Annotated in this window: 21 protein-coding genes and 2 rRNA genes; 9 read left to right on the top strand and 14 right to left on the bottom strand. The window is 61.1% G+C overall.

Annotated elements, in window-relative coordinates:
- Window positions 1-94 precede the first annotated feature (94 nt).
- The 4 genes from pstB to pstS form a co-directional block, all read right to left on the bottom strand.
- Window positions 95-874 (bottom strand): phosphate ABC transporter ATP-binding protein PstB, encoded by a 780-nt coding sequence (gene pstB, locus ACNPM8_RS02890; RefSeq protein ID WP_448939274.1) that lies wholly within the window; start codon window positions 872-874, stop codon window positions 95-97.
- Window positions 875-921: 47 nt separating this feature from the next.
- Window positions 922-2,061, bottom strand: a complete 1,140-nt coding sequence (gene pstA / locus ACNPM8_RS02885) for a phosphate ABC transporter permease PstA (protein ID WP_105659001.1) — start codon at window positions 2,059-2,061, stop codon at window positions 922-924.
- Complete coding sequence (pstC, locus tag ACNPM8_RS02880) at window positions 2,061-2,996, bottom strand: phosphate ABC transporter permease subunit PstC (RefSeq protein WP_105659002.1); 936 nt, start codon at window positions 2,994-2,996, stop codon at window positions 2,061-2,063. The genes pstA and pstC overlap by 1 nt, the downstream gene beginning before the upstream one ends.
- Before the next feature lie 119 nt (window positions 2,997-3,115).
- Window positions 3,116-4,231 (bottom strand): phosphate ABC transporter substrate-binding protein PstS, encoded by a 1,116-nt coding sequence (gene pstS, locus ACNPM8_RS02875; protein ID WP_105659003.1) that lies wholly within the window; start codon window positions 4,229-4,231, stop codon window positions 3,116-3,118.
- Between the two features lie 326 nt (window positions 4,232-4,557).
- Between pstS and ACNPM8_RS02870 the strand changes: the two genes are divergently transcribed.
- The 3 genes from ACNPM8_RS02870 to disA are packed head-to-tail and all read left to right on the top strand — an operon-like array spanning window position 4,558 to window position 8,124.
- On the top strand, window positions 4,558-5,586 hold the full coding sequence (locus ACNPM8_RS02870; RefSeq protein ID WP_286134711.1) for an FUSC family protein: 1,029 nt from the start codon (window positions 4,558-4,560) through the stop codon (window positions 5,584-5,586).
- Window positions 5,587-5,621: 35 nt separating this feature from the next.
- Window positions 5,622-7,016: a DNA repair protein RadA gene (radA, locus tag ACNPM8_RS02865; RefSeq protein ID WP_105659005.1), complete on the top strand. Its 1,395-nt coding sequence runs from the start codon at window positions 5,622-5,624 to the stop codon at window positions 7,014-7,016.
- 34 nt (window positions 7,017-7,050) lie between these two features.
- Window positions 7,051-8,124, top strand: a complete 1,074-nt coding sequence (gene disA, locus ACNPM8_RS02860) for a DNA integrity scanning diadenylate cyclase DisA (RefSeq protein WP_105659006.1) — start codon at window positions 7,051-7,053, stop codon at window positions 8,122-8,124.
- 6 nt (window positions 8,125-8,130) lie between these two features.
- On the opposite strand, the gene ACNPM8_RS02855 is transcribed toward disA, so the two are convergent.
- Entirely contained in the window at window positions 8,131-8,748 is a 618-nt protein-coding gene (locus ACNPM8_RS02855) for a hypothetical protein (protein WP_448939273.1), read from the bottom strand.
- A 123-nt stretch (window positions 8,749-8,871) separates the two neighbouring features.
- Here ACNPM8_RS02855 and ACNPM8_RS02850 point away from each other — a divergent pair, with 123 nt between their 5' ends.
- Entirely contained in the window at window positions 8,872-9,780 is a 909-nt protein-coding gene (locus ACNPM8_RS02850; protein ID WP_105659008.1) for an A/G-specific adenine glycosylase, read from the top strand.
- 64 nt (window positions 9,781-9,844) lie between these two features.
- On the top strand, window positions 9,845-10,645 hold the full coding sequence (locus tag ACNPM8_RS02845) for a DUF1206 domain-containing protein (RefSeq protein ID WP_105659009.1): 801 nt from the start codon (window positions 9,845-9,847) through the stop codon (window positions 10,643-10,645).
- 5 nt (window positions 10,646-10,650) lie between these two features.
- Here the strand turns inward: ACNPM8_RS02845 and ACNPM8_RS02840 are convergent, their stop codons facing one another.
- The gene (locus ACNPM8_RS02840; protein ID WP_105659010.1) at window positions 10,651-11,160 is read right to left on the bottom strand and encodes an amino-acid N-acetyltransferase; all 510 of its coding nucleotides are present in this window, start codon (window positions 11,158-11,160) and stop codon (window positions 10,651-10,653) included.
- A 130-nt stretch (window positions 11,161-11,290) separates the two neighbouring features.
- Here ACNPM8_RS02840 and ACNPM8_RS02835 point away from each other — a divergent pair, with 130 nt between their 5' ends.
- The 4 genes from ACNPM8_RS02835 to ACNPM8_RS02820 are packed head-to-tail and all read left to right on the top strand — an operon-like array spanning window position 11,291 to window position 13,824.
- Entirely contained in the window at window positions 11,291-12,508 is a 1,218-nt protein-coding gene (locus ACNPM8_RS02835; RefSeq protein WP_448939272.1) for an MFS transporter, read from the top strand.
- 57 nt (window positions 12,509-12,565) lie between these two features.
- Complete coding sequence (locus ACNPM8_RS02830) at window positions 12,566-12,910, top strand: helix-turn-helix domain-containing protein (protein WP_448939288.1); 345 nt, start codon at window positions 12,566-12,568, stop codon at window positions 12,908-12,910.
- Between the two features lie 48 nt (window positions 12,911-12,958).
- Entirely contained in the window at window positions 12,959-13,381 is a 423-nt protein-coding gene (locus tag ACNPM8_RS02825; RefSeq protein WP_448939271.1) for a VOC family protein, read from the top strand.
- Window positions 13,378-13,824 (top strand): iron chaperone, encoded by a 447-nt coding sequence (locus ACNPM8_RS02820; protein ID WP_448939270.1) that lies wholly within the window; start codon window positions 13,378-13,380, stop codon window positions 13,822-13,824. Before ACNPM8_RS02825 ends, ACNPM8_RS02820 begins: the two co-directional genes overlap by 4 nt.
- A 32-nt stretch (window positions 13,825-13,856) precedes the next feature.
- Here the strand turns inward: ACNPM8_RS02820 and ACNPM8_RS02815 are convergent, their stop codons facing one another.
- The 8 genes from ACNPM8_RS02815 to ACNPM8_RS02780 all read right to left on the bottom strand — a co-directional run.
- The gene (locus ACNPM8_RS02815; protein ID WP_105662701.1) at window positions 13,857-14,324 is read right to left on the bottom strand and encodes a hypothetical protein; all 468 of its coding nucleotides are present in this window, start codon (window positions 14,322-14,324) and stop codon (window positions 13,857-13,859) included.
- 90 nt (window positions 14,325-14,414) lie between these two features.
- Window positions 14,415-16,928, bottom strand: a complete 2,514-nt coding sequence (locus ACNPM8_RS02810) for an ATP-dependent Clp protease ATP-binding subunit (protein WP_105659016.1) — start codon at window positions 16,926-16,928, stop codon at window positions 14,415-14,417.
- Window positions 16,929-17,197: 269 nt separating this feature from the next.
- The gene (locus ACNPM8_RS02805; protein ID WP_105659017.1) at window positions 17,198-17,518 is read right to left on the bottom strand and encodes a histone-like nucleoid-structuring protein Lsr2; all 321 of its coding nucleotides are present in this window, start codon (window positions 17,516-17,518) and stop codon (window positions 17,198-17,200) included.
- Window positions 17,519-17,655: 137 nt separating this feature from the next.
- On the bottom strand, window positions 17,656-17,823 hold the full coding sequence (locus tag ACNPM8_RS02800; RefSeq protein WP_166650875.1) for a hypothetical protein: 168 nt from the start codon (window positions 17,821-17,823) through the stop codon (window positions 17,656-17,658).
- A gap of 2 nt (window positions 17,824-17,825) precedes the next feature.
- Window positions 17,826-19,340, bottom strand: a complete 1,515-nt coding sequence (lysS, locus tag ACNPM8_RS02795; protein WP_105659018.1) for a lysine--tRNA ligase — start codon at window positions 19,338-19,340, stop codon at window positions 17,826-17,828.
- A 138-nt stretch (window positions 19,341-19,478) separates the two neighbouring features.
- Window positions 19,479-21,452: a M13 family metallopeptidase gene (locus ACNPM8_RS02790; protein WP_105662699.1), complete on the bottom strand. Its 1,974-nt coding sequence runs from the start codon at window positions 21,450-21,452 to the stop codon at window positions 19,479-19,481.
- 173 nt (window positions 21,453-21,625) lie between these two features.
- A 5S ribosomal RNA gene (gene rrf, locus ACNPM8_RS02785) occupies window positions 21,626-21,742 on the bottom strand.
- Window positions 21,743-21,905: 163 nt separating this feature from the next.
- Window positions 21,906-22,096: ribosomal RNA gene (locus tag ACNPM8_RS02780) — 23S ribosomal RNA — on the bottom strand; the annotation flags it as partial.

The following is a 22,096-nucleotide window of genomic DNA, read 5'->3' as shown; positions in this document are numbered from 1 at the left end:
CCCCCCCCTGGCGGTGATCCCCTCCAGGATCCCCGGAAGACCCCCCTTCCGGTCCGTCTACCGCCGGCTCAAGGAGCGGCGGTATCCGAAATCTTTATCCGAAGCGTCCGGAGACGTAATCCTCGGTGGCCTTCTGCTCCGGGTTGGAGAAGATGGCTGCAGTGTCGTTGTACTCGATGAGCTTGCCCGGCTTGCCGGTGCCCGCAATGTTGAAGAACGCGGTCTTGTCGCTCACGCGTGCAGCCTGCTGCATATTGTGGGTCACGATCACTACGGTGTAGTCGTTCTTCAGCTCGTTGATCAGGTCCTCGATAGCCAGGGTGGAGATCGGGTCCAATGCCGAGCAAGGCTCATCCATCAGGATCACGTCCGGCTTGACCGCAATGGTGCGGGCGATGCACAGGCGCTGCTGCTGGCCGCCGGAGAGTCCCGAGCCCGGCTTGTCCAGGCGATCCTTGACTTCGTTCCACAAGTTGGCGCCGCGTAGCGACTTCTCGACCAGGGCATCGGCATCGGACTTGGAAATCCGCTGGCCGTTCAGCTTCACTCCGGCGAGCACGTTGTCCTTGATGGACATGGTCGGGAACGGATTCGGACGCTGGAAGACCATGCCGATCTGGCTGCGCACGGTGACCGGGTCGACGCCGGCGCCGTACAGGTCATCGCCGTCCAGCAGGACCTGGCCCTCGCCGCGGCCGCCCGGGATGACCTCGTGCATGCGGTTCAGGGTGCGCAGGAAGGTGGACTTGCCGCAGCCCGAGGGGCCGATGAAAGCGGTGACGGACTTCGGCTCGATGTTGATCGAGACGCCTTCAACGGCGAGGAACTTGGAGTAGTAGACGTTCAGGTCGTTGACGTCAATGCGTTTTGCCATGATGTAATCCTTGAAAAGTTCGGGTTTGTCCGGACCGGAGCCTTAGCTCAACGGCCCTTCTTTGGGGCGAAGATCGAAGCGACCAGGCGGGCGATGAGGTTCAAAGCCATGACCATGAAGATCAGCAGCAGGGCAGCAGCCCAGGCGCGCTGCACCGACGGGTCGATGTTCGTCGGGCTGGTCGGAGTCAGGATCTGGTAGTAGATGAACGTCGGCAGCGTGGACATCCAGTTTGCGAAGACGTTCATGTTGATCTGGCTTGCGATGCCTGCGGTGACCAGGATTGGCGCGGTCTCGCCGATCACGCGGGCGATGGCCAGGGTGACGCCCGAGGCGATGCCGGAGATCGCGGTCGGGATGACGACCTTCAAGATGGTGCGCCAGCGGCGCACGCCCAGCGCGAAGGAAGCTTCACGCAGTTCGTTGGGAACGATCTTGAGCATTTCCTCGGTGGAGCGGACCACCGTCGGGATCATCAGCACGCTCAACGCGACCGCCGCGACGATGCCCATGCGGGCGTTCGGACCCAGGATCATGCCGAAGAAGGCCGCTGCGAACAGGCCGGCAACGATCGAAGGAATGCCGGTCATCACGTCGACGAAGAAGGTGATCGCCTTGGACAGCGCCTTGCCCTGCCCGTATTCCACCAGGTAGACAGCGGTCAGCATGCCCACTGGAACAGAGATCAAGGTGGCCCACAGGGTGATCAGCAAGGTGCCCATCACCGCGTGGTACGCGCCGCCGACTACCGGGGTGCCATTGGCGACGGATTCATTGTCCACCGCGCCCGTCACGCCGTTCATGGAGCTGAACAGGAAGTGGCTGTTCAGGCCCGGCATGCCCTTTTCCAGCACCGTATAGAGCACGGATACCAGCGGGATCACGGCGACGATGAACGCCGCGTAGATCAGGTAGGTCCACATCGCGTTCTTGCCGCGACGCTTGCCTTCAGCTGCGGTGGTGATCACGGAGGCGGCCACCAGGAAGATGAGCGCCGAGTAGATGGCGAAGGAGGCAACGTTGAAGCCGGTCAGCGTGGACGCTGCCGCGCCGACAATGATGGCACCTGCGGCAATCGCCCAGATGGCCCACTTCGGCAGCTTGCCCTTGGCCAGGGAGTTGCGCTTGCGCACCGGTGGAGTCGGAGCCCCGGGCCTGTTGCTCTGGTTAGTAGTCATGGTGCTCATCAGTTAGCTCCCGAGAATTCCTTGTGGCGGGCGATGATTCCACGAGCGATCATGTTCACGACCAGGGTGATCAGGAACAGGACCAGGCCGGCGGCGATCAGCTCTGCCAGGCGCAGGCCGAAGGCCTCAGGGAAGTTCAAGGCGATTTCCGCGGCGATAGTCTGGTTGCCGGTCTTGATCAGCGATGGGATCAGGTTGCCGGTGGAGAGCACCAGCGCAACGGCCATGGTCTCGCCCAAGGCGCGGCCCAGACCCAGCATGACGGCGGAAATGATGCCCGGACGGGCGAACGGGATCACCGCGGTGGTGATCATTTCCCAGCGGGTTGCGCCCAGTGCCAGCGCGGCTTCCTCGTGCAGCTTGGGAGTCTGCAAGAAGATCTCGCGGCTCAGCGAGGTGATGATCGGCAGCACCATCACGGCCAGCACGATGCCGGCGGTGAGCATGGTCTTGCCGGTCTGGCTGGCGGGGCCTTCGAAGATGGGGATGAAGCCCAGATTCTTGGCCAGCCATTCGTAGCCTGGAACCAGAGCCGGAGCGAGCACCATGTAGCCCCACGCGCCGTAGATCACCGAGGGGATCGCGGCGAGCAGATCGATCAGGTAGCCCAGCGGGCCTGCGACCTTGCGTGGAGCGAAGTGCGAGATGAACAGCGCCACGCCGATGCCGATCGGGGTGGCGATCAGCAGCGCGATAGCCGCTGCGATCACGGTGCCGATAACAATCGGCCAGATGTAAGCGAAGAATCCTGCGCCGCCGGAAATCTCCGCCGGATCGGCGAAGAACGTCGGCAGGGCTTGGATCAGCAAGAAGACCGCGACCGCGAAGAGCGTGATCAGGATCAGGACACCGGCGCCCAGGGCGGCACCGGAGAAGATCTTGTCACCAGCGCGGCCGGAAGTCGATGACTTGCTTGTCAAAGCATTGGTAGTCATGGCTAGAGCCTTTACGAAACGGGGGTGGTGCAGTTTTCACTGCGGGGGTGGAGGGGTACTGCTGGTGCGGGTGGGTGAGTTCGTCCACCCGCACCTGGTGCCGGTTGCCCGGCGGGGTACTACTCGGCGACGGTGATGCCGTCGATCGACTTCTTTGCCTTCTCGGCAATGGCTGCCGAGATCGGGGCGTTGCCTGCCGAAGCCTGCGCGGTCTTCTGGCCATCTTCGGAGATGACGTAGTTGCCGAAGGCCTTGACCAGATCGGCTGTTGCCTGGTCCTTGTAGCTGCTGCAGAAGATGTGGTACGAAACCAGGACGATTGGGTAGGTGCCCGCTTCGGTGGTGTCGCGCTCCAGGTCCAGAGCCAGGTCGTTCTCGGCTGCGCCTTCAACTGGGGTTGCGGTCTCCAGGGCCTTGGCAGCTGCTTCAGCAGAAATCTTGGTGTATTCCTCGCCGACCTTCACGTTCACGGTGGACAGGCCGCCCACTGCGGAGAAGTCGGCGTAGGTGATTGCGCCGTTGGTGGAGGTGGTGGTCGAAACCACGCCAGAGGTGCCCTTGGCATTCTCCGACTGGATGTCGCTTGGCCAGTCGCCGGAAACATCGTAGCTCCAAACGTCAGCCGCTGCGGCCTTCAGGTACTCGACGAAGTTCTCGGTGGTACCGGACTCATCATTGCGGTGCACCACGGTGATTGCGGTGTCCGGGAGTTCAACGCCTTCGTTCTGCTTGGCGATAGCCTCATCGTTCCACTTGGTGATTTCCTTCTTGAACACCTTGGCGATGGTGGCTGCGTCCATGTTGATCTCTTCAACGCCTTCGAGGTTGAAAGCGATCGCGATCGGCGAAACGTAGGCCGGGATGTTGAATGCGCCTTCTGGGCCGCAAACTTCCTTGGCCTTTTCGGCTTCGTCTTCCTTCAGGTATGCATCCGAGCCGGCGAACTGCGCGCCACCTGCCAGGAATGCTTCGCGGCCTGCGCCGGAGCCATCTGGCGAGTACTGCACGTTGGCTTCCGGGTTGGCGGTCTTGAAGCCGGTGGTCCATGCTTCCATGGCCGAGTTCTGGCTGGATGCGCCGATGCCGGTCAGGGTTCCGGTGACACCGGATGCTGCCGACGCCTCGGCACCTTCAGAACCTGCTGCGGCGGTTGGGTTATCCGAGCCGCAAGCGGTCAGCGCGAGTGCCGCTACGGAAAGAACAGCAGCTGCGCTGCCAAAGCGATTGAGCTTCACGAGATTTACTCCCCATGTTGGTAGATCGATGTAAAACCTTCAGCGGCGTCTTCCCGCTTCATCTACGACGTTAAAGATCGAAAGTAACCAGCTCCCCCGGCAAAGGTGAACATAAGGTTAACAACATACCCGAAGCCAAGTGATCCTGCTCACCAGCGCAATATCCCGGCAGCTTCTGCCACCTGCCGCCGAACACGTGGAAGACTGAAGCCATGGCAACTGGGCGGAAAGTGAAGCGCATGCCAGCGCATCTATTCGGATTCATAGCGCAGCGCAATCGCGCTGGGCTGATACGCTCGCGCAACTCCCTGCCTAGAATCCTGCGCATGACGCTTGGCGCAATCGGAGCCTTTTGGATCGCCGAAAGCATCTGGGGACATTCCCAACCGATTTTCGCAGCCACCAGCGCGCTGGTTTCCCTGGGCTTCGGCGCCTCCACCACCGTGCGCAAAACCGCCGAAGTCGCCCTGGGGTGCACCCTGGGGGTGGCGCTGGGCGATACCCTCATGCACTGGTTCGGGCAGGGGATCTGGCAGGCCGCACTGGTGATGTCGCTGAGTCTGGTCATTGCCCGCTATTTGGATTCCGGTGCCATCTTCTCCACCCAGCTGGGCATGCAATCGGCACTGGTAGTGCTGCTGCCCATCAGCGCGGATGGGCCATTTGCCCGTTCCATCGATGCCCTGACCGGGTCCCTGCTTGCCCTGCTGGTGATTATTTTCTGGCCTACCGACCCGCGGCGCAGCCCGGTGTCCGCGTTATCGGATCTGTTCAAGGAGCTCTCCGAAGCGCTTTTGGAATGCGCCTGGGCCATCCGCGACGATGACCGGCGCGCAGCCTTCCACGCACTGATCAAGGCTCGCGGAACCCAGAAGTACCTGGATATGCTGCCAGCCGCCTTCCGCGCTTCGAAGGAAATCGCAACGATTTCCCCCACCGGGCGTCGCCACCGCCATGAACTGAACCGGCTATCCAAGCGTTTCAACCACTACGACTGGGCCGCCCGCAACTCGCGGGTCTTCGCCCGGCGCCTTGCTTCCGTGCTCAGCAACAGCGCACTGACCCCGGAAGGCGCGCAAACCTTGGCTCCCCTGATGCGCGAGCTATCCGAGGCGGTCAACACCTTGGCGCACTCGGTGCGCGAAACCACGGTGGCTGGCCAACGCAAATACGAGAAGGCCGCCCAGCTGCAGCTCGAAGGCGTCGCCGCCCAACTGGATCCGCGCGCCCTGGGAGTTGAGGGGCTCCAGGGCGAAGGCCTGGTCTTGCTGCTGCGCCCGATGGTGGTGGATCTGCTCGAAGCGGCAGGCCGCGAACACGAAGAAGCCATCGAAGTGCTGCCCAAGCTGTCCTGAACGAAAATGTCCGCATAGCTCGATAGCATTGAGCCATGGCCAAAACCTCCACTCGCAGCAAGTCTTCCGCATCGTTCAAATGCTCTGAATGCGGGTGGACCACGATTAAGTGGGTGGGCCGCTGCGGCGAATGCCAGGCCTGGGGCACTGTCGAAGAAGTGGGTGTCGTCTCCGCCCGTACCGTAGCCGCGGCCAAGGTGGCCCACCCAGCCAAGCCGATCGCGCAGATTGACGGCTCCGAAGCGGCCTTCCGCCCCAGTGGCGTCTCCGAACTTGACCGCGTGCTCGGTGGCGGCCTGGTTCCGGCAGCCGCGATCCTGCTGGCCGGCGAACCTGGCGTGGGCAAGTCCACGCTGCTCTTGGACGTTGCCGCGAAAGCCGCGCAAACCGGCTTGCGCGTGCTCTATCTAACCGGTGAAGAGTCCGCCGCGCAGGTAAAGTCCCGCGCCGAACGCATCAACGCCATCGCCGATACGCTGTTCCTGGCCGCCGAAACCGACCTGGCTCTGGCCTTGGGCCAGATCCAGGAGATCGATCCGCAGCTGCTGATCCTGGACTCGGTGCAGACCTTCTCCTCGGCAGAGGTGGACGGCGCTGCCGGCGGCGTTTCCCAGGTGCGCGAAGTCGCTGCCTCGATCATCAACGCGGCCAAGACCCGAGCCATGTCCACCATCATGGTCGGCCACGTGACCAAGGAAGGTTCGGTCGCCGGCCCACGGCTGCTCGAGCACCTGGTGGACGTGGTCTGCCAGTTCGATGGCGAGAAGCATTCGCGGTTGCGCATCCTGCGCGCGCTGAAGAACCGCTACGGAGCCACCGACGAGGTGGGCTGCTTCGATTTGAATGAAGACGGCATTGAATCGCTGACCGATCCTTCCAAGCTTTTCGTCACCCGAACCCGCACCCCGGTGCCGGGCACCTGCATCACCGTCACGATGGAGGGCCGCCGGCCGCTGGTTGCCGAGGTGCAGACCTTGCTCTCGCGCAGCAATGCCCCTGCTGCCCGCCGGGCCACCAGTGGCTTGGATGCCGCGCGGGCGCAAATGGTTGTGGCGGTGCTGCAGGCCCGCGCGCATATGGATCTGTCGTCCATGGACTCGTATATCGCCACCGTGGGTGGCGTGAAAATTGCCGAACCCGCCTCGGATCTGGCCTGCGCGCTGGCATTGGCTTCTTCGATGAATGAATTCCCGCTGCCGCAGGACTTCGTGGCCTTCGGCGAAGTCGGCTTGGCCGGCGAAGTTCGGCAAGTACCGGAAATCTCACGGCGCATCACCGAGGCGCAGCGTCTGGGCTTCTCTTTCGCGATGGCTCCGGCCACCCCGGAACCGTTGAAGAATATCCCCGAGGGCATCCGCGTATTCCAGGTGGAGAACATCGCGCAGGCGCTGGATATTGCGTTTAACCAGCGACAGAAGCCCGCAGGATAAACTTGATTGTTGCTGCCCGCCGAAAGGACGCAAGTTGAAAGCGCACCCAACCCCCGGATTCCTTGCCGTTCTGGCCCAGATTGCCCCGGGTACCGAGCTCGCCCAGGGTCTTGAACGGATCCAGCGCGGCCGTACTGGCGCTCTCATAGTGCTGGGCCATGACAGGCTCGTGGAGTCGATCAGCTCCGGCGGCTTCAGGATCAACACCGAATACACGCCTACACGCATCCGCGAACTGGCCAAGATGGACGGCGCGATCATTCTGGACGGCACAGGACGCCAGATCCAGCAGGCCGGCGTGCAGCTGATGCCGGATGCGCAGATTGAAACCCAGGAGTCCGGCACCCGCCACCGCACGGCAGAACGCGTAGCCGCGCAAACCGGGTTCCCGACGATTTCGGTTTCGCAGTCCATGCAGACCATCACCCTCTATGCCGACGGCGAGCGCCATGTGCTCGAGCCAGCCGAGCGCCTGCTGGCCCGCGGCAACCAGGCTATTGCTACCTTGGAACGGTACCGCCACCGCCTGGACCAGGTCACCAGCGCCCTGTCAGCTGCGGAAATTGAAGATGTCGCCACCGCGCGGGAAGTGCTCGCTGTCTTGCAGCGCACCGAGATGCTGCGCCGTACCAGCGAAGAAATCTCCCGCTACGTGCTGGAGCTGGGCATCGATGGGCGCCTGCTGGCGGCCCAGCATGCGGAATTGCTCTCCGGCATCCAGGCGGATAACCAGTTGCTCCTGCGGGACTATTCCGACGCTGAAGGCCAGGAGCTGGATATCGAGCGTGCCCTGGAGACGCTGCATGAAGTTTCCGATGCCCAGCTCATTGAGCTTGATGGCCTGACCAAGATCCTGTTCCCGCACTCCACCATTGGCCAAGACGACCAGCTGACCCCGAAGGGCTACCGCCTGCTTTCGCAGATCCGCACGGTGCCCAAGCTGGTCGGGGACCGCCTGGTGGCGTCCTTCGATAACTTGCAGCTGCTCATGGCAGCGTCCACCAGCCAGCTCATGGAAATCGAGGGCGTCGGCGAGCAGCGTGCACGCTCCATCCGGGAAGGGCTGGCCCGCATGGCCGAATCCTCGTTGCTGGATCGCTACATCTAGGCGTTTTCACTCCAAGGTGAAGGTGACCGGCTCCGAAACGAATTCGCCGATAGCGGCGGTGAACTTGTAGGTTCCCGGACGCGGCTGCACGCTGACCGACTTGCACCCGGGAGCCGAACGCTCGCGGTTCCAGGTGAAGCGCGCGTTCTCCTTCTGCCCCGGCTTGAAGGCCAGATTCACATCTTCTGCGCCATCCAGGCAATCGATGGTGGAGAAGATGCGGTCCGCGCCGCTGGAAACCAGGAACTCCTGCTGCGTGGTTCCGACGTTCAATTCGCATTCGCGCTTGGAAACATTTTCGATGCCCAGCAGCAAGGTCGGCTTCTTGTCCGAGGCGTAGCTTTTCGCATCGGTAGTCGCAGTAATCTCGACCTCGTCGCTCTTGCACTTCTTGGCCGCAGCTTCGTCGTCTTCCGGCTCTGGCGATGGCGAAGGAACCGACTGGGTTTGCTGGGCGCTTGGCTCATTGCCTGCAGTTTTCTTCTCATCAGGGGAGAACAATCCGGCCAGCGCAACGACGCCCCAGACAAGCAGGCCGACGAGCACCAGGGCAAGTACTGCCACGGTGATCCGCCTGCGCCGGTAGACGCTGGCCGATGGTTTCCCCCCTGATGCGTTGCTCATGGCTTAAGGCTAATTCATTTGCCTGCCCGAAGCCGGTAATGGCGTAGGATCCAGGGCAAATCACGTTCTGCAATCCATTCCCGCTGATTCCGGGCGGACGGTGCGCTGGCTTAGAGTGGTGGGGTGCAGCAAATCCACAACACCATCAACACCTGGTACCTAGAGAACGCCCGCGACCTGCCTTGGCGACGCCCCGGAGTGAGCGGCTGGGAAGTCATGGTCAGCGAGTTCATGCTCCAGCAGACTCCGGTAGTTCGTGTCTTGCCGGTTTGGGAAGAATGGATGCGCCGCTGGCCACGGCCGCAGGATCTGGCTGCGGAACCGCTGTCCGAAGCACTGAAAGCGTGGGGACGGCTGGGCTATCCGCGGCGCGCGCAGCGCTTGCATGCCGCCGCCGTGGAGATCACCACCGAGTACAACGGCGAAGTCCCGCGCACCGAAGCCGAGCTCCTGGCCTTGCCGGGCATCGGCTCCTACACCGCGGCCGCCATTGCCTGCTTTGCCTTCGGCGAGCGCACCGTTGTCGTGGACACGAACATTCGCCGCGTGCATGCACGGCTCTTTGGCGGCATGGCATTGCCCGAGCCAAGCCCGCGTGCCAGTGAATTCGCCCGGGCTGCAGAAGTCCAGCCCGAGGATCATCAGGCAGCGAATCTGTGGAATATTTCGGTAATGGAACTCGGTGCCCTGGTGTGCACCGCTCGCAGCCCGAAGTGCGAGCAATGCCCGGTCTTCCAGCAGTGCGCATGGATTGCCCAGGGGCAGCCGGCCCCGCACTACATCCCGAAGGGACAAGCTTGGAAGGGTACGGACCGGCAGGTCCGCGGCGCCATCATGGCGATCCTGCGCGAGCATGAGCAGGCGGTGCCAGAGCAGTCCTTCCTGGCCGAGCTGTCCCATGAATCGCATGCAAGGTATGTGGCGCTTGACCAATTGCAATCACCATTGGAGCAGCGTGAACGGGCACTGGCCGGGCTGCTCAAAGATGGCCTGGCGATCGCCGAAGAAGATGGAATCCGCCTGCCTTCGTAGCATCGGCCCGGAACGAGCCAGAAGCGGCTAGCTTTATGCCCTGATGCCTACCTATGCTTAGCCCATGAACGCTTCAGTTGATCCGGCCGCTGCTGTTCGCCACGTAGCCAAGCACCCATGGTTCGAACGCGCCGCACGCCTGGGATACGTCGCCAACGGCGTACTTCACGCAACCGTGGGAATCCTCGCAGCTTTCGTCGCTGCCGGCGGCAAGGCGGAAGCCGATCAGGGCGGAGCCATGGGCGCCTTGGCAGAGCAGCCTTTCGGCATGGTCTTGCTGTGGATCTGCGCAATCGGCGCACTATTGCTGGGCCTATGGTCCTTGGCGCAGGCCTTCTTGCCCGAAAACGAGCTGAAGGGCAGGCTCAAGTCCGCGGCCATCTCGGTGTCCTTCTTGGCTGTCGGCTTCACCTTTGGGCGGTTTGCGGTGGGAATTCCCAGTGATTCGGGAAAGACTGCCACCAGCTTCAGCGGAGAAATGATGAAGACCGGACTTGGCCGGGGGTTGCTGATCGCCTTGGGCCTGGGGCTGCTGGCCATGGCCGGCTACTACATCTACAAGGGTGCCACCCGGAAGTTCTTGAAGGATCTCTCCGGTTCCGGAAATACCGAGGTATCGCGCGCGATCAAGTACTCGGGCATGCTGGGCTATCCTGCCAAAGGCGTAGTCCTCGGTGCCGTGGGCCTGCTCTTCATCGTGGCCACGGTACAGCGCGACCCGGAAGAGGCCAGCGGCATCGATGGCGCGCTGAAGGCCATCCAGGATCAGCCGTTTGGGCCGGTTGCCCTGGTTGCTATCGGTGCGGGCCTGGTTTGCTACGCGCTGTACCTGGTATTCCGTGCGCGCTACGACCGGATGGACTAGAAGTATCAGTCCAGCGTAATGATCATCCGGGTGTTGCCCAAGGTATTCGGCTTCACGCGGGCGAGGTCCAGGAATTCAGCAACGCCTTCATCCCGGGAGAGCAGGATCTCCTGGTATACCGCTGGATCCACGGCGCTCTGGTCAGCCATCACCTTGAAGCCTTGGCGTATGAAGAAATCCACTTCGAAGGTCAGGCAGAAGACGCGGCCAACCCCGACTTCCCGGGCACGTTCCAAGAGTTCGGAGAGCAGGACATGGCCTACGCCCTTGCCACGCAGCTCGCCCGAGGTCGCCAAGGTACGGATTTCGGCGATGTCTTCCCAGATGACGTGCAAACCGCCGCAGCCGACAACATTGCCGTCCGCGTCCTCGGCGACCAGGAATTCCTGGATGGACTCGTAGTAGGTGACCGCTTCCTTATCCAGCAGGATCCGTTCCTCGGCCAACGGGCGCACAAGATTGCGGATAGCGTTGACATCACTGGTTCTGGCTGAGCGGACGGTAAAAGAGTTCACGTTCTAAATCCTATGCCCCACCGTTTGCAGAATCGAAGCAGATGCCGGATATGTCATTGAAGGAACATCCCGCAACACGGTGTGCCAAGATAAACTTGAACATTGAAGTCGCACTGGAGCAAGGATGAGGATGCCAGCTAGAACAGCACGCCCCGGATTCGGGTTGCTTGCCATCCTCCTATCCGCCGTCGGCATCGCTCCCCTGCTTAATTACGGGTTGAACGCCACCAGCGACCTGGTCATCAGGGATTTGGGAATCACCGAATCCCAGTTCGGCCTGTTGGCGACAGTGTGCTTCGGCTGCGCCGCACTGGGTAACGCCGTCTTCGGGAAGTTCTCCGACAGGCAACCGGATACCAGGCTGGTCCTGCTGATCTTCGGCACGACGGCGGTCGCGCTGGGCTTGGCAGCCATTCCCGCAGGCTACGTCTTGCTCCTGGCGGCTTCCGGTTTGGCCGGCTTCGCCCAGTCATTCCCCAACGGGGTCACCAACCGCATTCTGGCCCAGCGCGTCCCTAGTGCCCAGCGCATCACGTGGACCGGCATCAAGCAGTCTGGCGTGCAGGTTTCACAGCTCATAGGCAGCGTGGGGTTCCCGCTGCTGGCTGCATTCATTGGCTGGAACGGAGCATCGCTGGCCGGCGCCGTGCTCGCCGCGGTCCTCGCGGTGATCGCTGTACGGGTTATCCGCGCGACTCCCATGCTCGCCGCGCCTGCCCCGCAGAAGGCGGCAACGGGCGCGAGCCAGCCGGTGGCTGCGGCCGCCCCCTCCACGAAGTTCGTCATTTTTGCGCTGGCCCTATTCGGTTTCATCAACGGTGTCGGCGTACAGGCGACCAACGTCTACCTGGCGCTCTTTGCGGTCCGCGAGCTGGACTTCTCCTTGGTCGCTGGCGGCCTGACCGCCGCGGTCGCTGGCGTCATTGGCGTTTCCGCCCGCGTCGGATGGGGGCAGATGATGTCACGCGGCGTATCAGCTCCTAAGCTCTTGCTGCTGCTGGCGTCGCTGGCCACTGCGGGCGGTGCCAGCTTCCTGATGGCCCAGCAGCTGCACTCGGTGGCCTTGCTCTGGCTAGCGGTCTGCCTGCACGGCGCCTCGGCCCTGGGAGTTTCGGTAGTGCTGATGGCGGGCTTGCTGCGGGTGATCCCCGCAAGCCGCCTGGGAAGTGCCAGCGGAATCGTCTCGGCGGGCCAGTTTGGCGGTTTCACCGTGGGGCCCTTGGCCATGGGCCTGCTGGTCGGCTCGGCCGGTGGCTTCACCGCGGGCTGGATCACCGTCACCGGGATCTACCTGTGCTCAACGGTGCTGGGTGCATTCCTTGTCCTGCGAGCCAGGAACCGGGGCTAGCCGGTGGATGCCGAAGCGCTGAAAACCCTGGCGCACTTGCGCCGGGCCAGGGACCTGATGGACCGGCACTATGCGGAACCATTGGATGTGCCTGCGTTGGCCCAGCGTGCTTCCATGTCTCCTGCTCATTTTTCCAGGGAGTTCAAGCGGGCCTATGGCGAGACCCCGCATGCCTATTTGCTCACCCGCCGTATCGAGCGCGCCATGCATCTGCTGCGCGCATCGGTCTCGGTAACAGATGCTTGCATGCAAGTGGGATGGACCTCTCTGGGTTCCTTCAGCACGCGCTTCACCGAAGTGGTCGGCGAACCTCCCTCGTCATACCGGGAACGGGACCATTCAGCCACCGAGCAGATCCCTGCCTGCATCGCCAAGATCCTTTTGCGTCCCGAGAGATTCTGAGCAGTTTTGAAGAAGCGCTATCTGGTCGGCGCTCCCTAGGCTGGAGCCATGGCAAGCATTTCAATCAATCATGTCCCTTTGACCGTGCTCGATGTGGATGAGGCGCTCGCGTTCTACCGCGATGCGCTGGGCTTCACGGTCCTCTCCGATGTCGCCAACGGCGGCTTCCGCTGGGTGTCCCTTGGCGGCTCCGACGGCGCCGGCACCAGCCTGGTGCTTTCGGCTCCGGGCGCTGGCCGGTCAGCTGCCGATGCGCAGGCCTTGGCCGAGCTGGTAGCCAAGGGCGCGATCGGCCCGCTGGTGCTGTCCACCAATGATCTGGACAAGGTCTTTGAAACTTTGAGCGCGTCGGGCGCTGAAGTCCTGCAGGAGCCAATGGACCAACCGTGGGGTCCGCGCGATTGCACCTTCCGCGATCCTTCGGGAAATATGGTCCGTATCAACCAAGCAGTTCAGGGAGAAGAAGCATGAGCAGTTCAGAACAAGAAGGCTTTTCAGCCGCCGAGAAGGCCGCGATGAAAGAGCGGGCCGCTGAGGTGCGCACTTCGAAGAAGCGCATGACCAAAGCCGAGAAGGCGGAACAGGCCCGCAAGGAAGTGGAAGAGAAGATTGCTTCCTTCGAGGGCAACGACAAGGTGCTTGCGCAGAAGCTGCACCGGATCATCACCGAGACGGCTCCGGAATTGGAGCCGAAAACCTGGTATGGCATGCCCGCTTACGCTTTGGACGGCAAGATCTTGTGCTTCATGCAGGATGCCAAGAAGTTCGGTACCCGCTACCTGACTTTCGGCTTCAACGATGTTGCGCAGCTGGATGAGGGCACCCTATGGCCCACCTCGTTCGCCATTACCGCGCTTGATGCGCAGCTCGAAGAAATGCTTGCCGAGTTGGTAGCCAAGGCGGTGGCCCGCTAAGCCCAGCACGCCCGGAGGGAATCGATTGCTCTTCAGGCGTCGAGGCTTTCTTGCTCCGCCTGGGGCAATGCCTTTGCCAGCAGCGAGGCGGAAAGCGCGAAGACTCCGATCAGCCCAAGCAGTCCCATGCCAATAGGCAGGGTGCCTTGCTGCGCGGCGTCTTCTCCCATGGCAGCGAGAAGCATGGCAGCGCCCAGTCCGAGGATTCCGAAGCCAGCGGCCAGGAAGCAGACCACAATCGATTTCGGTCCCGGGTTCCAGTGCCCCAATGAGGTGAAGTCGCGGTAGGCAATGATGCCGATGGCAATACTGAGCGTGCCCGCGGCACCAATCACCAGCACCACCAGCCACGTTGGGCCGTATCCGGCTCCGTCGGTGCCGGCATGGCGCACCAATTGTCCAGGAAGCTGGGGACGGAGGAGAAGGTACAGGGCTGAATAGGCCATGACTGCGAGGCAGGAAGCGGCAATCAGCTGTTGCCCTTTGCTTCGCTTCTTCATGTGTTGAGCCTACGACATGGCCGGATTAAAGCCAATAGCCGTGGAACTGAACGTTGTCAGTTCCACGGCTATGGGTTATGCCTCTGCGGCCTAGCTTTCCAGTGCTGCCGGTGCCGGCTCGCCTTCCAGCTGGCCGGTGCCGCCTTCAGCGTGGAAGACGAACTTGCGGCTCTCGCCTTCGCCCTCGACGTCGACGGTGACCTTCTGGCCCGCAACGATCTGGCTGAAGAGGATGCGCTCGGAGAGCTGGTCCTCGATATCGCGCTGGATGGTGCGGCGCAGCGGGCGGGCACCCATTGCTGGATCGTAACCGCGCTGGGCCAGCAGGCTGCGGGCAGCCTGGGTCAGCTCGATGGTGATCTCGCGTTCTTCCAGGCGCTTGGCCAGGCGTGCGATGAACAGGTCGACGATTTCTTCGATCTCGTCCTGGTTCAGCTGCGGGAAGACCACGGTGTCATCAACACGGTTCAGGAATTCAGGGCGGAAATGCTGACGCAGTTCTTCCTGGACCTTGGCCTGCATGCGCTCGTAACCGGTCTTGGTATCCGCGGCCGACTGGAAGCCGGTCATCACACCCTTGGAGATGTCGCGGGTACCGAGGTTGGTGGTCATGATGATGATGGTGTTCTTGAAGTCCACCACACGGCCCTGGGAGTCGGTCAAGCGGCCGTCTTCCAGGATCTGCAGCAATGAGTTGAACAAGTCGGCATGCGCCTTCTCGACCTCGTCGAAGAGCACTACGGAGAACGGACGGCGGCGGACCTTCTCGGTCAGCTGCCCGCCCTCTTCGTAGCCGACGTAGCCCGGAGGAGCACCGAAGAGCCGGGAAACGGTGTGCTTCTCCGAGTATTCGGACATGTCCAGGGTGATCAGCGCGTCTTCTTCACCGAAGAGGAACTCTGCCAGCGCCTTGGCCAGCTCGGTCTTGCCTACACCGGTTGGGCCGGCGAAGATGAACGAACCACCTGGGCGGTTCGGATCCTTCAGGCCTGCACGGGTACGGCGGATCGCCTGGGAGATGGCCTTGATCGCCGAGTCCTGGCCGATGACGCGCTTGTGCAGCTCGTCTTCCATGTTCAGCAGGCGCGTGGACTCTTCCTCGGTCAGCTTCACAACCGGGATGCCGGTGGAGTTGGCAAGTACCTCGGCAATAAGGTCCTCAGTCACCTCGGAGACTTCGTCCATGTCGCCATTGCGCCAGGACTTCTCCTTCTCGTTGCGGGCCTCAATCAGCTTGGATTCCTTATCGCGCAGCGAGGCAGCCCCTTCGAAGTCCTGCGCGTCAATCGCAGCTTCCTTCTCCAGGCGCACGGTGGCGATTTCCTCGTCCATTTCCTTCAAGGCCGGAGGAGCGGTCATGCGCTGGATGCGCAGGCGTGCGCCCGCCTCGTCGATCAGGTCCACGGCCTTGTCCGGCAGGAAGCGATCGGAGATGTAGCGGTGCGCCAGCGTGGCAGCGGCCTGCAGTGCACCATCGGTGATGGTCACGCGGTGGTGCGCCTCGTAGCGGTCGCGCAGGCCACGCAGGATCTGCGTGGTCAGCTCTACCGAAGGCTCCTTGACCTGGATCGGCTGGAAGCGGCGCTCAAGCGCTGCATCCTTCTCGATATTCTTGCGGTACTCATCCAAGGTGGTGGCACCGATGGTCTGCAGTTCGCCACGAGCCAGCATCGGCTTGAGGATCGACGCGGCATCGATGGCGCCCTCGGCGGCACCAGCACCAACGAGGGTGTGGATCTCGTCGATGAACAGGATGATATCGCCACGGGTGCGGATTTCCTTGAGGACCTTCTTCAGGCGTTCCTCGAAGTCGCCGCGGTAGCGGGAGCCGGCCACCAGGGAACCGAGGTCCAGGGTGTACAGCTGCTTGTCCTTGATGGTCTCGGGCACATCGCCGCGCACGATCGACTGGGCCAGGCCCTCGACGACTGCGGTCTTGCCGACACCAGGCTCGCCGATCAGCACCGGGTTGTTCTTGGTACGGCGCGAGAGGACCTGCATGACGCGTTCCATCTCGTGCTCGCGGCCAATCACTGGATCGAGCTTGCCCTCGCGGGCAGCTGCGGTGAGGTTGCGGCCGAACTGGTCGAGCACCGCCGAGCCTGCCGGGGTGCCTTCCTGCTGTCCGCCCGAGCTGACGCCAGCGGAGGCAGTTTCCTTGCCGCCCTGGTAGCCCGAGAGCAGCTGGATGACCTGCTGGCGCACGCGACCGAGGTCAGCACCCAATTTCACCAGGACCTGGGCTGCGACGCCCTCGCCCTCGCGGATCAGGCCGAGCAGGATGTGCTCGGTACCAATGTAGTTATGCCCCAGCTGCAGCGCTTCGCGCAACGAGAGCTCCAAAACCTTCTTGGCGCGAGGAGTGAACGGGATATGACCGGAAGGCGCCTGCTGGCCCTTGCCGATAATCTCCTGAACCTGCTCACGAACGGCACCCAGCGAAATATTCAGCGACTCAAGCGCCTTTGCGGCGACACCGTCGCCTTCGTGGATTAGACCGAGCAACAGGTGCTCGGTGCCGATGTAGTTGTGGTTGAGCATGCGCGCCTCTTCTTGGGCGAGCACGACAACTCGACGGGCACGGTCGGTAAATCTCTCAAACATCTTCGGCACACTCCTTGCTTACCAATAATTCGATGCTACGCACCAAGCGCCGGCAATGCGCCCTTGTTCGCCACAGGGATAACCGAAGCGGTCCCCTGGTACCGGAAATCCGTAATTGAGGTGCAATTAATTTCCGGATTTACTTGGCTCACCAATATTGCGATCTTCAATGAAAGTATTGGATGAATTACGAACGTCGTTATAAGAATAAGAGCCGGCACGCATTGCGTGCCGGCTCTTATATTGAGACTTGTTGAAAACCCCGCAAATTACTTCGCGCGGTTTCGCCCGCCCTTGCGCATTGCAGCATTGTAGGCATCTACAACTTCTGCATTAAGGCGTCCGCGTGCGTTGACCTTGATGTTGTTTTCCTTCGCCCATGCGCGGATTGCTGGAGCTTCGCTCGCTGCAGTCTGCTTCGACGAGCGCGCCGCATCGATGTACGGCTCGATGGCTGCATGGAACTGAGCAGCATGCTCGTCGTTCAGGTCGATTTCAAAATGCTGACCAGCGACGCTGAATGCAATAGATTCAGTCGCCTCGCTACCATCAATATCGTCGATCAGGGCAATTTGAACCTGACGTGCCATTTAGGAATTCCTCCGAGCTTGAATGTACTGGACCAACTGACATTCGATCATCAGCCCATTTCAAACAACAAGCATATACAAATAGCCGCACTAAACTCTAATTATCATCAGAATTCACAAGGTTCTTTCAGGAAAGACTAATTCTCGTTTACTGGATTATTAGAATCCGAGCGATTTTGAATTAGCGCATCAGCTTCAGCTTCAGCTTGGCGTTCTTTTCGATCCGCGTTTGTAATTGCTTTCATCACGTACCAGAAAAGCAGCGCCAGGCCGATTGTCGGGACGATCGCCTCGATATATGGCATTCCTATGCCTCCGGCTTTAGGAGTGGGAACAGAATAGTTTCACGAATACCGACGTTGGTGAAAAGCATAACCAGACGATCGATACCCAAACCGATACCGCCCATCGGCGGTGCACCGTATTCCAATGCACGAAGGAAGTCTTCGTCAAGCTGCATTGCTTCCGGATCGCCGCCAGCAGCCATCAGGGACTGCTCGGTCAGGCGCTCGCGCTGGATCACCGGGTCAATCAGCTCGGAGAACGCGGTACCGCGCTCCATGCCGCCGATGATCAGGTCCCAGGCCTCGATGACTCCCGGCTTCGAGCGATGCGGGCGTGCCAGCGGCTGTGCCAGTGGCGGGTAGTCGCACACGAAGGTCGGGTCGATCAAGGTCGGCTCGACGATTTCGCCGAACAGCTCGATGACCAGCTTCTGGGCGCCCCAGGCCGGATCGATCTTCACTTCGTGCTTCGCAGCGACTTCGCGCAGCACCGAAGCATCGGTTTCCGGTGTGATCTCCACGCCGACAGCTTCGGACAGGCCAGGGTAGACGCTGACCCAGCGCCATTCGCCGTCCAGGTTAGCGGTGCCCTTGGGGGTCTCGATGGTGCGGCCGGCACCAATGGCATCAGCGGCATTGAGAATGATTTCCTTGATGCGATCGGCCATGACGTACTGGTCGGCGTAGGCTTCGTAGGATTCCAAGGTGGTGAATTCCGGCGAGTGGGTCGAGTCGACACCCTCGTTGCGGAAGATGCGCCCCACTTCGAAGACGCGGTCAACACCGCCAACGACGCACCGCTTGAGGTACAGCTCGGTTGCGATGCGCAGGGTCATTTCCTGGTCAAAGGCGTTCAGGTGCGTCTTGAATGGACGGGCCGAAGCGCCACCGTGAACCAGCTGCAGCATCGGGGTCTCAACCTCGACGTAGCCGCGGTTCTCCAGGGTGTTGCGTACGGCGCGGACGATCGCGGCGCGCTTGTAGACCATTTCGCGGGCCTCGTTGCGCACGATCAAATCGGCGTAGCGCTGGCGCACGCGGGTCTCTTCATTCAGATCGGCGTGCAGCACCGGCAGTGGGCGCAGGGCCTTGGAAGCCATTTCCCAAGCGTCTGCCATTATGGACAGCTCGCCGCGGCGCGAGGAGATGACCTTTCCGGTCACGAACACATGGTCGCCCAGATCGACGAGCGACTTCCACTGGGCCAGGCGCTCTTCGCCAACGTTGGCAAGCGAGAGCATGACCTGCAGGCGAACCCCTTCGCCCTTCTGGCCGCCTTCCTGCAAGGTGGCGAAGCACAGCTTGCCGGTGTTGCGCATGAAAACGATGCGGCCGACAATGCCGACGACGTCTTCGGTCTCTTCACCAGCTTCGAGGTGCTCGTACTTGTCGCGGATTTCCTGCAACGAGTGGGTGCGAGCTATGCCTACCGGGTAGGCTTCCTCGCCCTTGGCCAGCAGCTGGTTGCGCTTATCGGTGCGCACCTGTCGCTGGTCGTTTGGATCTGGGGCCTGTGCGGAATTATTTTCGGAAGTCACAATAGACCATTCTACGTGTCATGGCGTGCAGTTGAAGCCCTTCATGATCAGCCTTACACAGTGATCTTGGCCCGTAGCGCAGGATAGGGCAGGGGCAAAGCTGGCTTTGCCCCTGCCCTATCCATTCAGTTATGCGGTTTACCAGATTTCTACGCGGTCAGCTGGATCCAGCCACATGCCATCGCCGGGCTTGGTGCCGAAGGCCTCGTGGAAGGATGCCAGGTTCTTCGGAACCTGGTTGCAGCGGAACTCCCCGGGTGCATGCGGGTCGGTGGTCACGCGTACCACCGCGGTCTCCGGACGAATCAGCGTGCGCCAGCATTCGGCCCAGGAGTAGAAGAAGCGCTGGTCTCCGGTGATGCCGTCGATCACTTCATCTTCCTGTATGCCAAGGGCGGCCAACTCGAGCTTGTAGGCCTTGTAGGCAATGCCCAGGCCACCGAGGTCGCCGATGTTCTCGCCCAAGGTCAGTGCACCGTTGACGTTGTGTTCCGGGGCTTCTGAAGGGGACAGCGCGTTGTACTGGTCCACCAGCTTGGCGGTCAGCTTCTCGAAGGAAGCCCGGTCCTCATCGGTCCACCAATTGGTCAACTGGCCAGTGCCATCGAACTGCGAGCCCTGGTCATCGAAGCCGTGGCCGATTTCGTGGCCGATGACCGCGCCGATGCCGCCGAAATTCGAGGCGATGTCGCGGTTCACGTCGAAGAATGGCGGGCGCAGGATTGCCGCTGGGAACGCGATTTCGTTCAGCAGCGGGTGGTAGTAGGCGTTCACCGTCTGGGGGAACATGAACCACAGTTCGCGATCCACCCCGTCATCGATCTTCTTCAATTCACGAGCGAACTCGAATTCGTTCGCCGAGGCAATATTCGCGATGACGTCCAGTTCATCAGCCTGGATGGCAGAGTAGTCGATCCATTGGTTCGGGTAGCCGATCTTCGGACGGAACTTGGAAAGCTTATCCAGTGCCTTTTCGATGGTCTCCGGGCCCATCCAGGACAGTTCGCTGATCGAGATGCGGTAAGCCTCGATGAGCCGTTGAACCAGCGCGTCCATGGCGTCCTTGGCCTCTGCAGGGAAGTGCTCAGCCACGTACAGCTGGCCGATGTCTTCGCCTACAGCACCTTCGGTGAATGCGACACCTCGCTTCCAGCGTTCCTTGAGCTGTTCCACGCCACCGAGCTTGGCCGAGTAGAAGGAGAAATTCTCATTGACGAATGCGCTGGACAAATAGGGAGCGAAGGAGCGCAGCACCTGGACCCGCAACCAGTTCTTCCAGGCATCCAGCGGCTGGGAGCCGAATAGCTCAGACAATCCCTGAAGGTAGCTTGGCTGCCAGACGACAACTTCGCTGTAGTACTTCGGCTCAATGCCGGCGCCAGCCAGCCAGGTCCTCACACCCGGGAAAAGCGCGGAAAGCTCCTCATCGGACATCAGGTTGTAGCGTGCCTGAGCATCGCGGACCTTGACCCGGTCCCAGTGATGCGAGGCCATGGCCTTCTCGAGCGCTACGACATGTGCGGCCGCGGCTTCGGCATCAGCAATACCGCCAAGGGCCAGCAGGCGGCCAAGGTGGTCCTGGTAGTCGGATACGGTTTCAGCGAACTGCTCTTCGCGATAGTAGGACTCATCAGGCAGGCCCAGGCCGCCTTGCAGGAAGGTCAGCAGGTTCCGGTCCGGATTGCCGGCGTCGTTCATCGCGCCGATATCCATGAAGCCGCTGATGCCTTTGCGCTGGAAGAAACCGCATACTTCGAGCAGCTGTTCGGTGCTCTGGATATCCGAAATAGTATTCAAGAAGACAGCAACCGGATCGGCACCGCGTTCTTCGATAACGGCTTCATTCATGAATGAGCTGTAGAGGCGGGCAATGCGCTGGGTGGCGGCGTCAGTTTCTGCACCGGAATCGACCTTCTGCACTGCTTCATTAATGATTCCGTGGACCGCAGCCTCAGCCTGGTCGCGGAGTTCCATGAAGGAACCGTAAATTCCTTGATCTCCTGGAATTGTTGCTGTCTCGAACCACTTGCCATTGCTATGGCGGTAGAGATCGTCCTGGGGACGAATTGAATCGTCGCGGTATGTCAGTGGACTCGTAGTCTCGGTGGTCAAGGAAAGCCCCTCGTGTAGAAGATCTTGTTATTTCTACTACACACCTTATCTACTTCCATGAAGATAGGAAGGGTGAGGACGGCCGATGCGCGTACGGCTTAAATAGTCTAGTTAAACAGGTGAGGCCCCGGCACCAAACGGTACCAGGGCCTCAAACCATCTACTCAAGTTAAGTCCGGCGGTGACCTACTCTCCCACACCCTCACGAGTGCAGTACCATCGGCGCAGTGGGCCTTAGCTTCCGGGTTCGGTATGGGACCGGGCGTTTCCCCCACGCTATGACCGCCGTAACAATCACGAAGCACACAAACCAAAACGTTTCCTGGTCAATGTTTTCCGGTGCTACAAAGTCTTGTAACTCATCCGTATTTGCTGGCTAGAGGTTGTTGTCTCGTAACCGCATAGTGAACGCGAACAGCATTGAAATCATCAGTTCAAATATTGTTTTATTGTGTGTTGAAAGTCATCGGCCTATTAGTACAGGTCAGCTACACAAGTCTTTAGTCCTTGCTTCCACATCCTGCCTATCAACCCAGTGGTCTAGCTGGGGGCCTCTCACACTCAAGGTGCATGGAAATCTCATCTCGAAGCAGGCTTCCCGCTTAGATGCTTTCAGCGGTTATCCCTTCCAAACGTAGCTAATC

This window comes from Glutamicibacter sp. AGC46, assembly GCF_053543715.1.
This window is presented reverse-complemented; position numbering and strand designations above follow the sequence as displayed.

Excerpts from the sequence above, each read along its gene's own strand:
- pstB (WP_448939274.1), bottom strand. The coding sequence starts at position 874 with ATGGCAAAACGCATTGACGTCAACGACCTGAACGTCTACTACTCCAAG.
- pstA (WP_105659001.1), bottom strand. The coding sequence starts at position 2,061 with ATGAGCACCATGACTACTAACCAGAGCAACAGGCCCGGGGCTCCGACT.
- pstC (WP_105659002.1), bottom strand. The coding sequence starts at position 2,996 with ATGACTACCAATGCTTTGACAAGCAAGTCATCGACTTCCGGCCGCGCT.
- ACNPM8_RS02870 (WP_286134711.1), top strand. The coding sequence starts at position 4,558 with ATGACGCTTGGCGCAATCGGAGCCTTTTGGATCGCCGAAAGCATCTGG.
- radA (WP_105659005.1), top strand. The coding sequence starts at position 5,622 with ATGGCCAAAACCTCCACTCGCAGCAAGTCTTCCGCATCGTTCAAATGC.
- ACNPM8_RS02855 (WP_448939273.1), bottom strand. The coding sequence starts at position 8,748 with ATGAGCAACGCATCAGGGGGGAAACCATCGGCCAGCGTCTACCGGCGC.
- ACNPM8_RS02845 (WP_105659009.1), top strand. The coding sequence starts at position 9,845 with ATGAACGCTTCAGTTGATCCGGCCGCTGCTGTTCGCCACGTAGCCAAG.
- ACNPM8_RS02835 (WP_448939272.1), top strand. The coding sequence starts at position 11,291 with ATGCCAGCTAGAACAGCACGCCCCGGATTCGGGTTGCTTGCCATCCTC.
- ACNPM8_RS02830 (WP_448939288.1), top strand. The coding sequence starts at position 12,566 with ATGGACCGGCACTATGCGGAACCATTGGATGTGCCTGCGTTGGCCCAG.
- ACNPM8_RS02825 (WP_448939271.1), top strand. The coding sequence starts at position 12,959 with ATGGCAAGCATTTCAATCAATCATGTCCCTTTGACCGTGCTCGATGTG.
- ACNPM8_RS02820 (WP_448939270.1), top strand. The coding sequence starts at position 13,378 with ATGAGCAGTTCAGAACAAGAAGGCTTTTCAGCCGCCGAGAAGGCCGCG.
- ACNPM8_RS02815 (WP_105662701.1), bottom strand. The coding sequence starts at position 14,324 with ATGAAGAAGCGAAGCAAAGGGCAACAGCTGATTGCCGCTTCCTGCCTC.
- ACNPM8_RS02810 (WP_105659016.1), bottom strand. The coding sequence starts at position 16,928 with ATGTTTGAGAGATTTACCGACCGTGCCCGTCGAGTTGTCGTGCTCGCC.
- ACNPM8_RS02805 (WP_105659017.1), bottom strand. The coding sequence starts at position 17,518 with ATGGCACGTCAGGTTCAAATTGCCCTGATCGACGATATTGATGGTAGC.
- ACNPM8_RS02800 (WP_166650875.1), bottom strand. The coding sequence starts at position 17,823 with ATGCCATATATCGAGGCGATCGTCCCGACAATCGGCCTGGCGCTGCTT.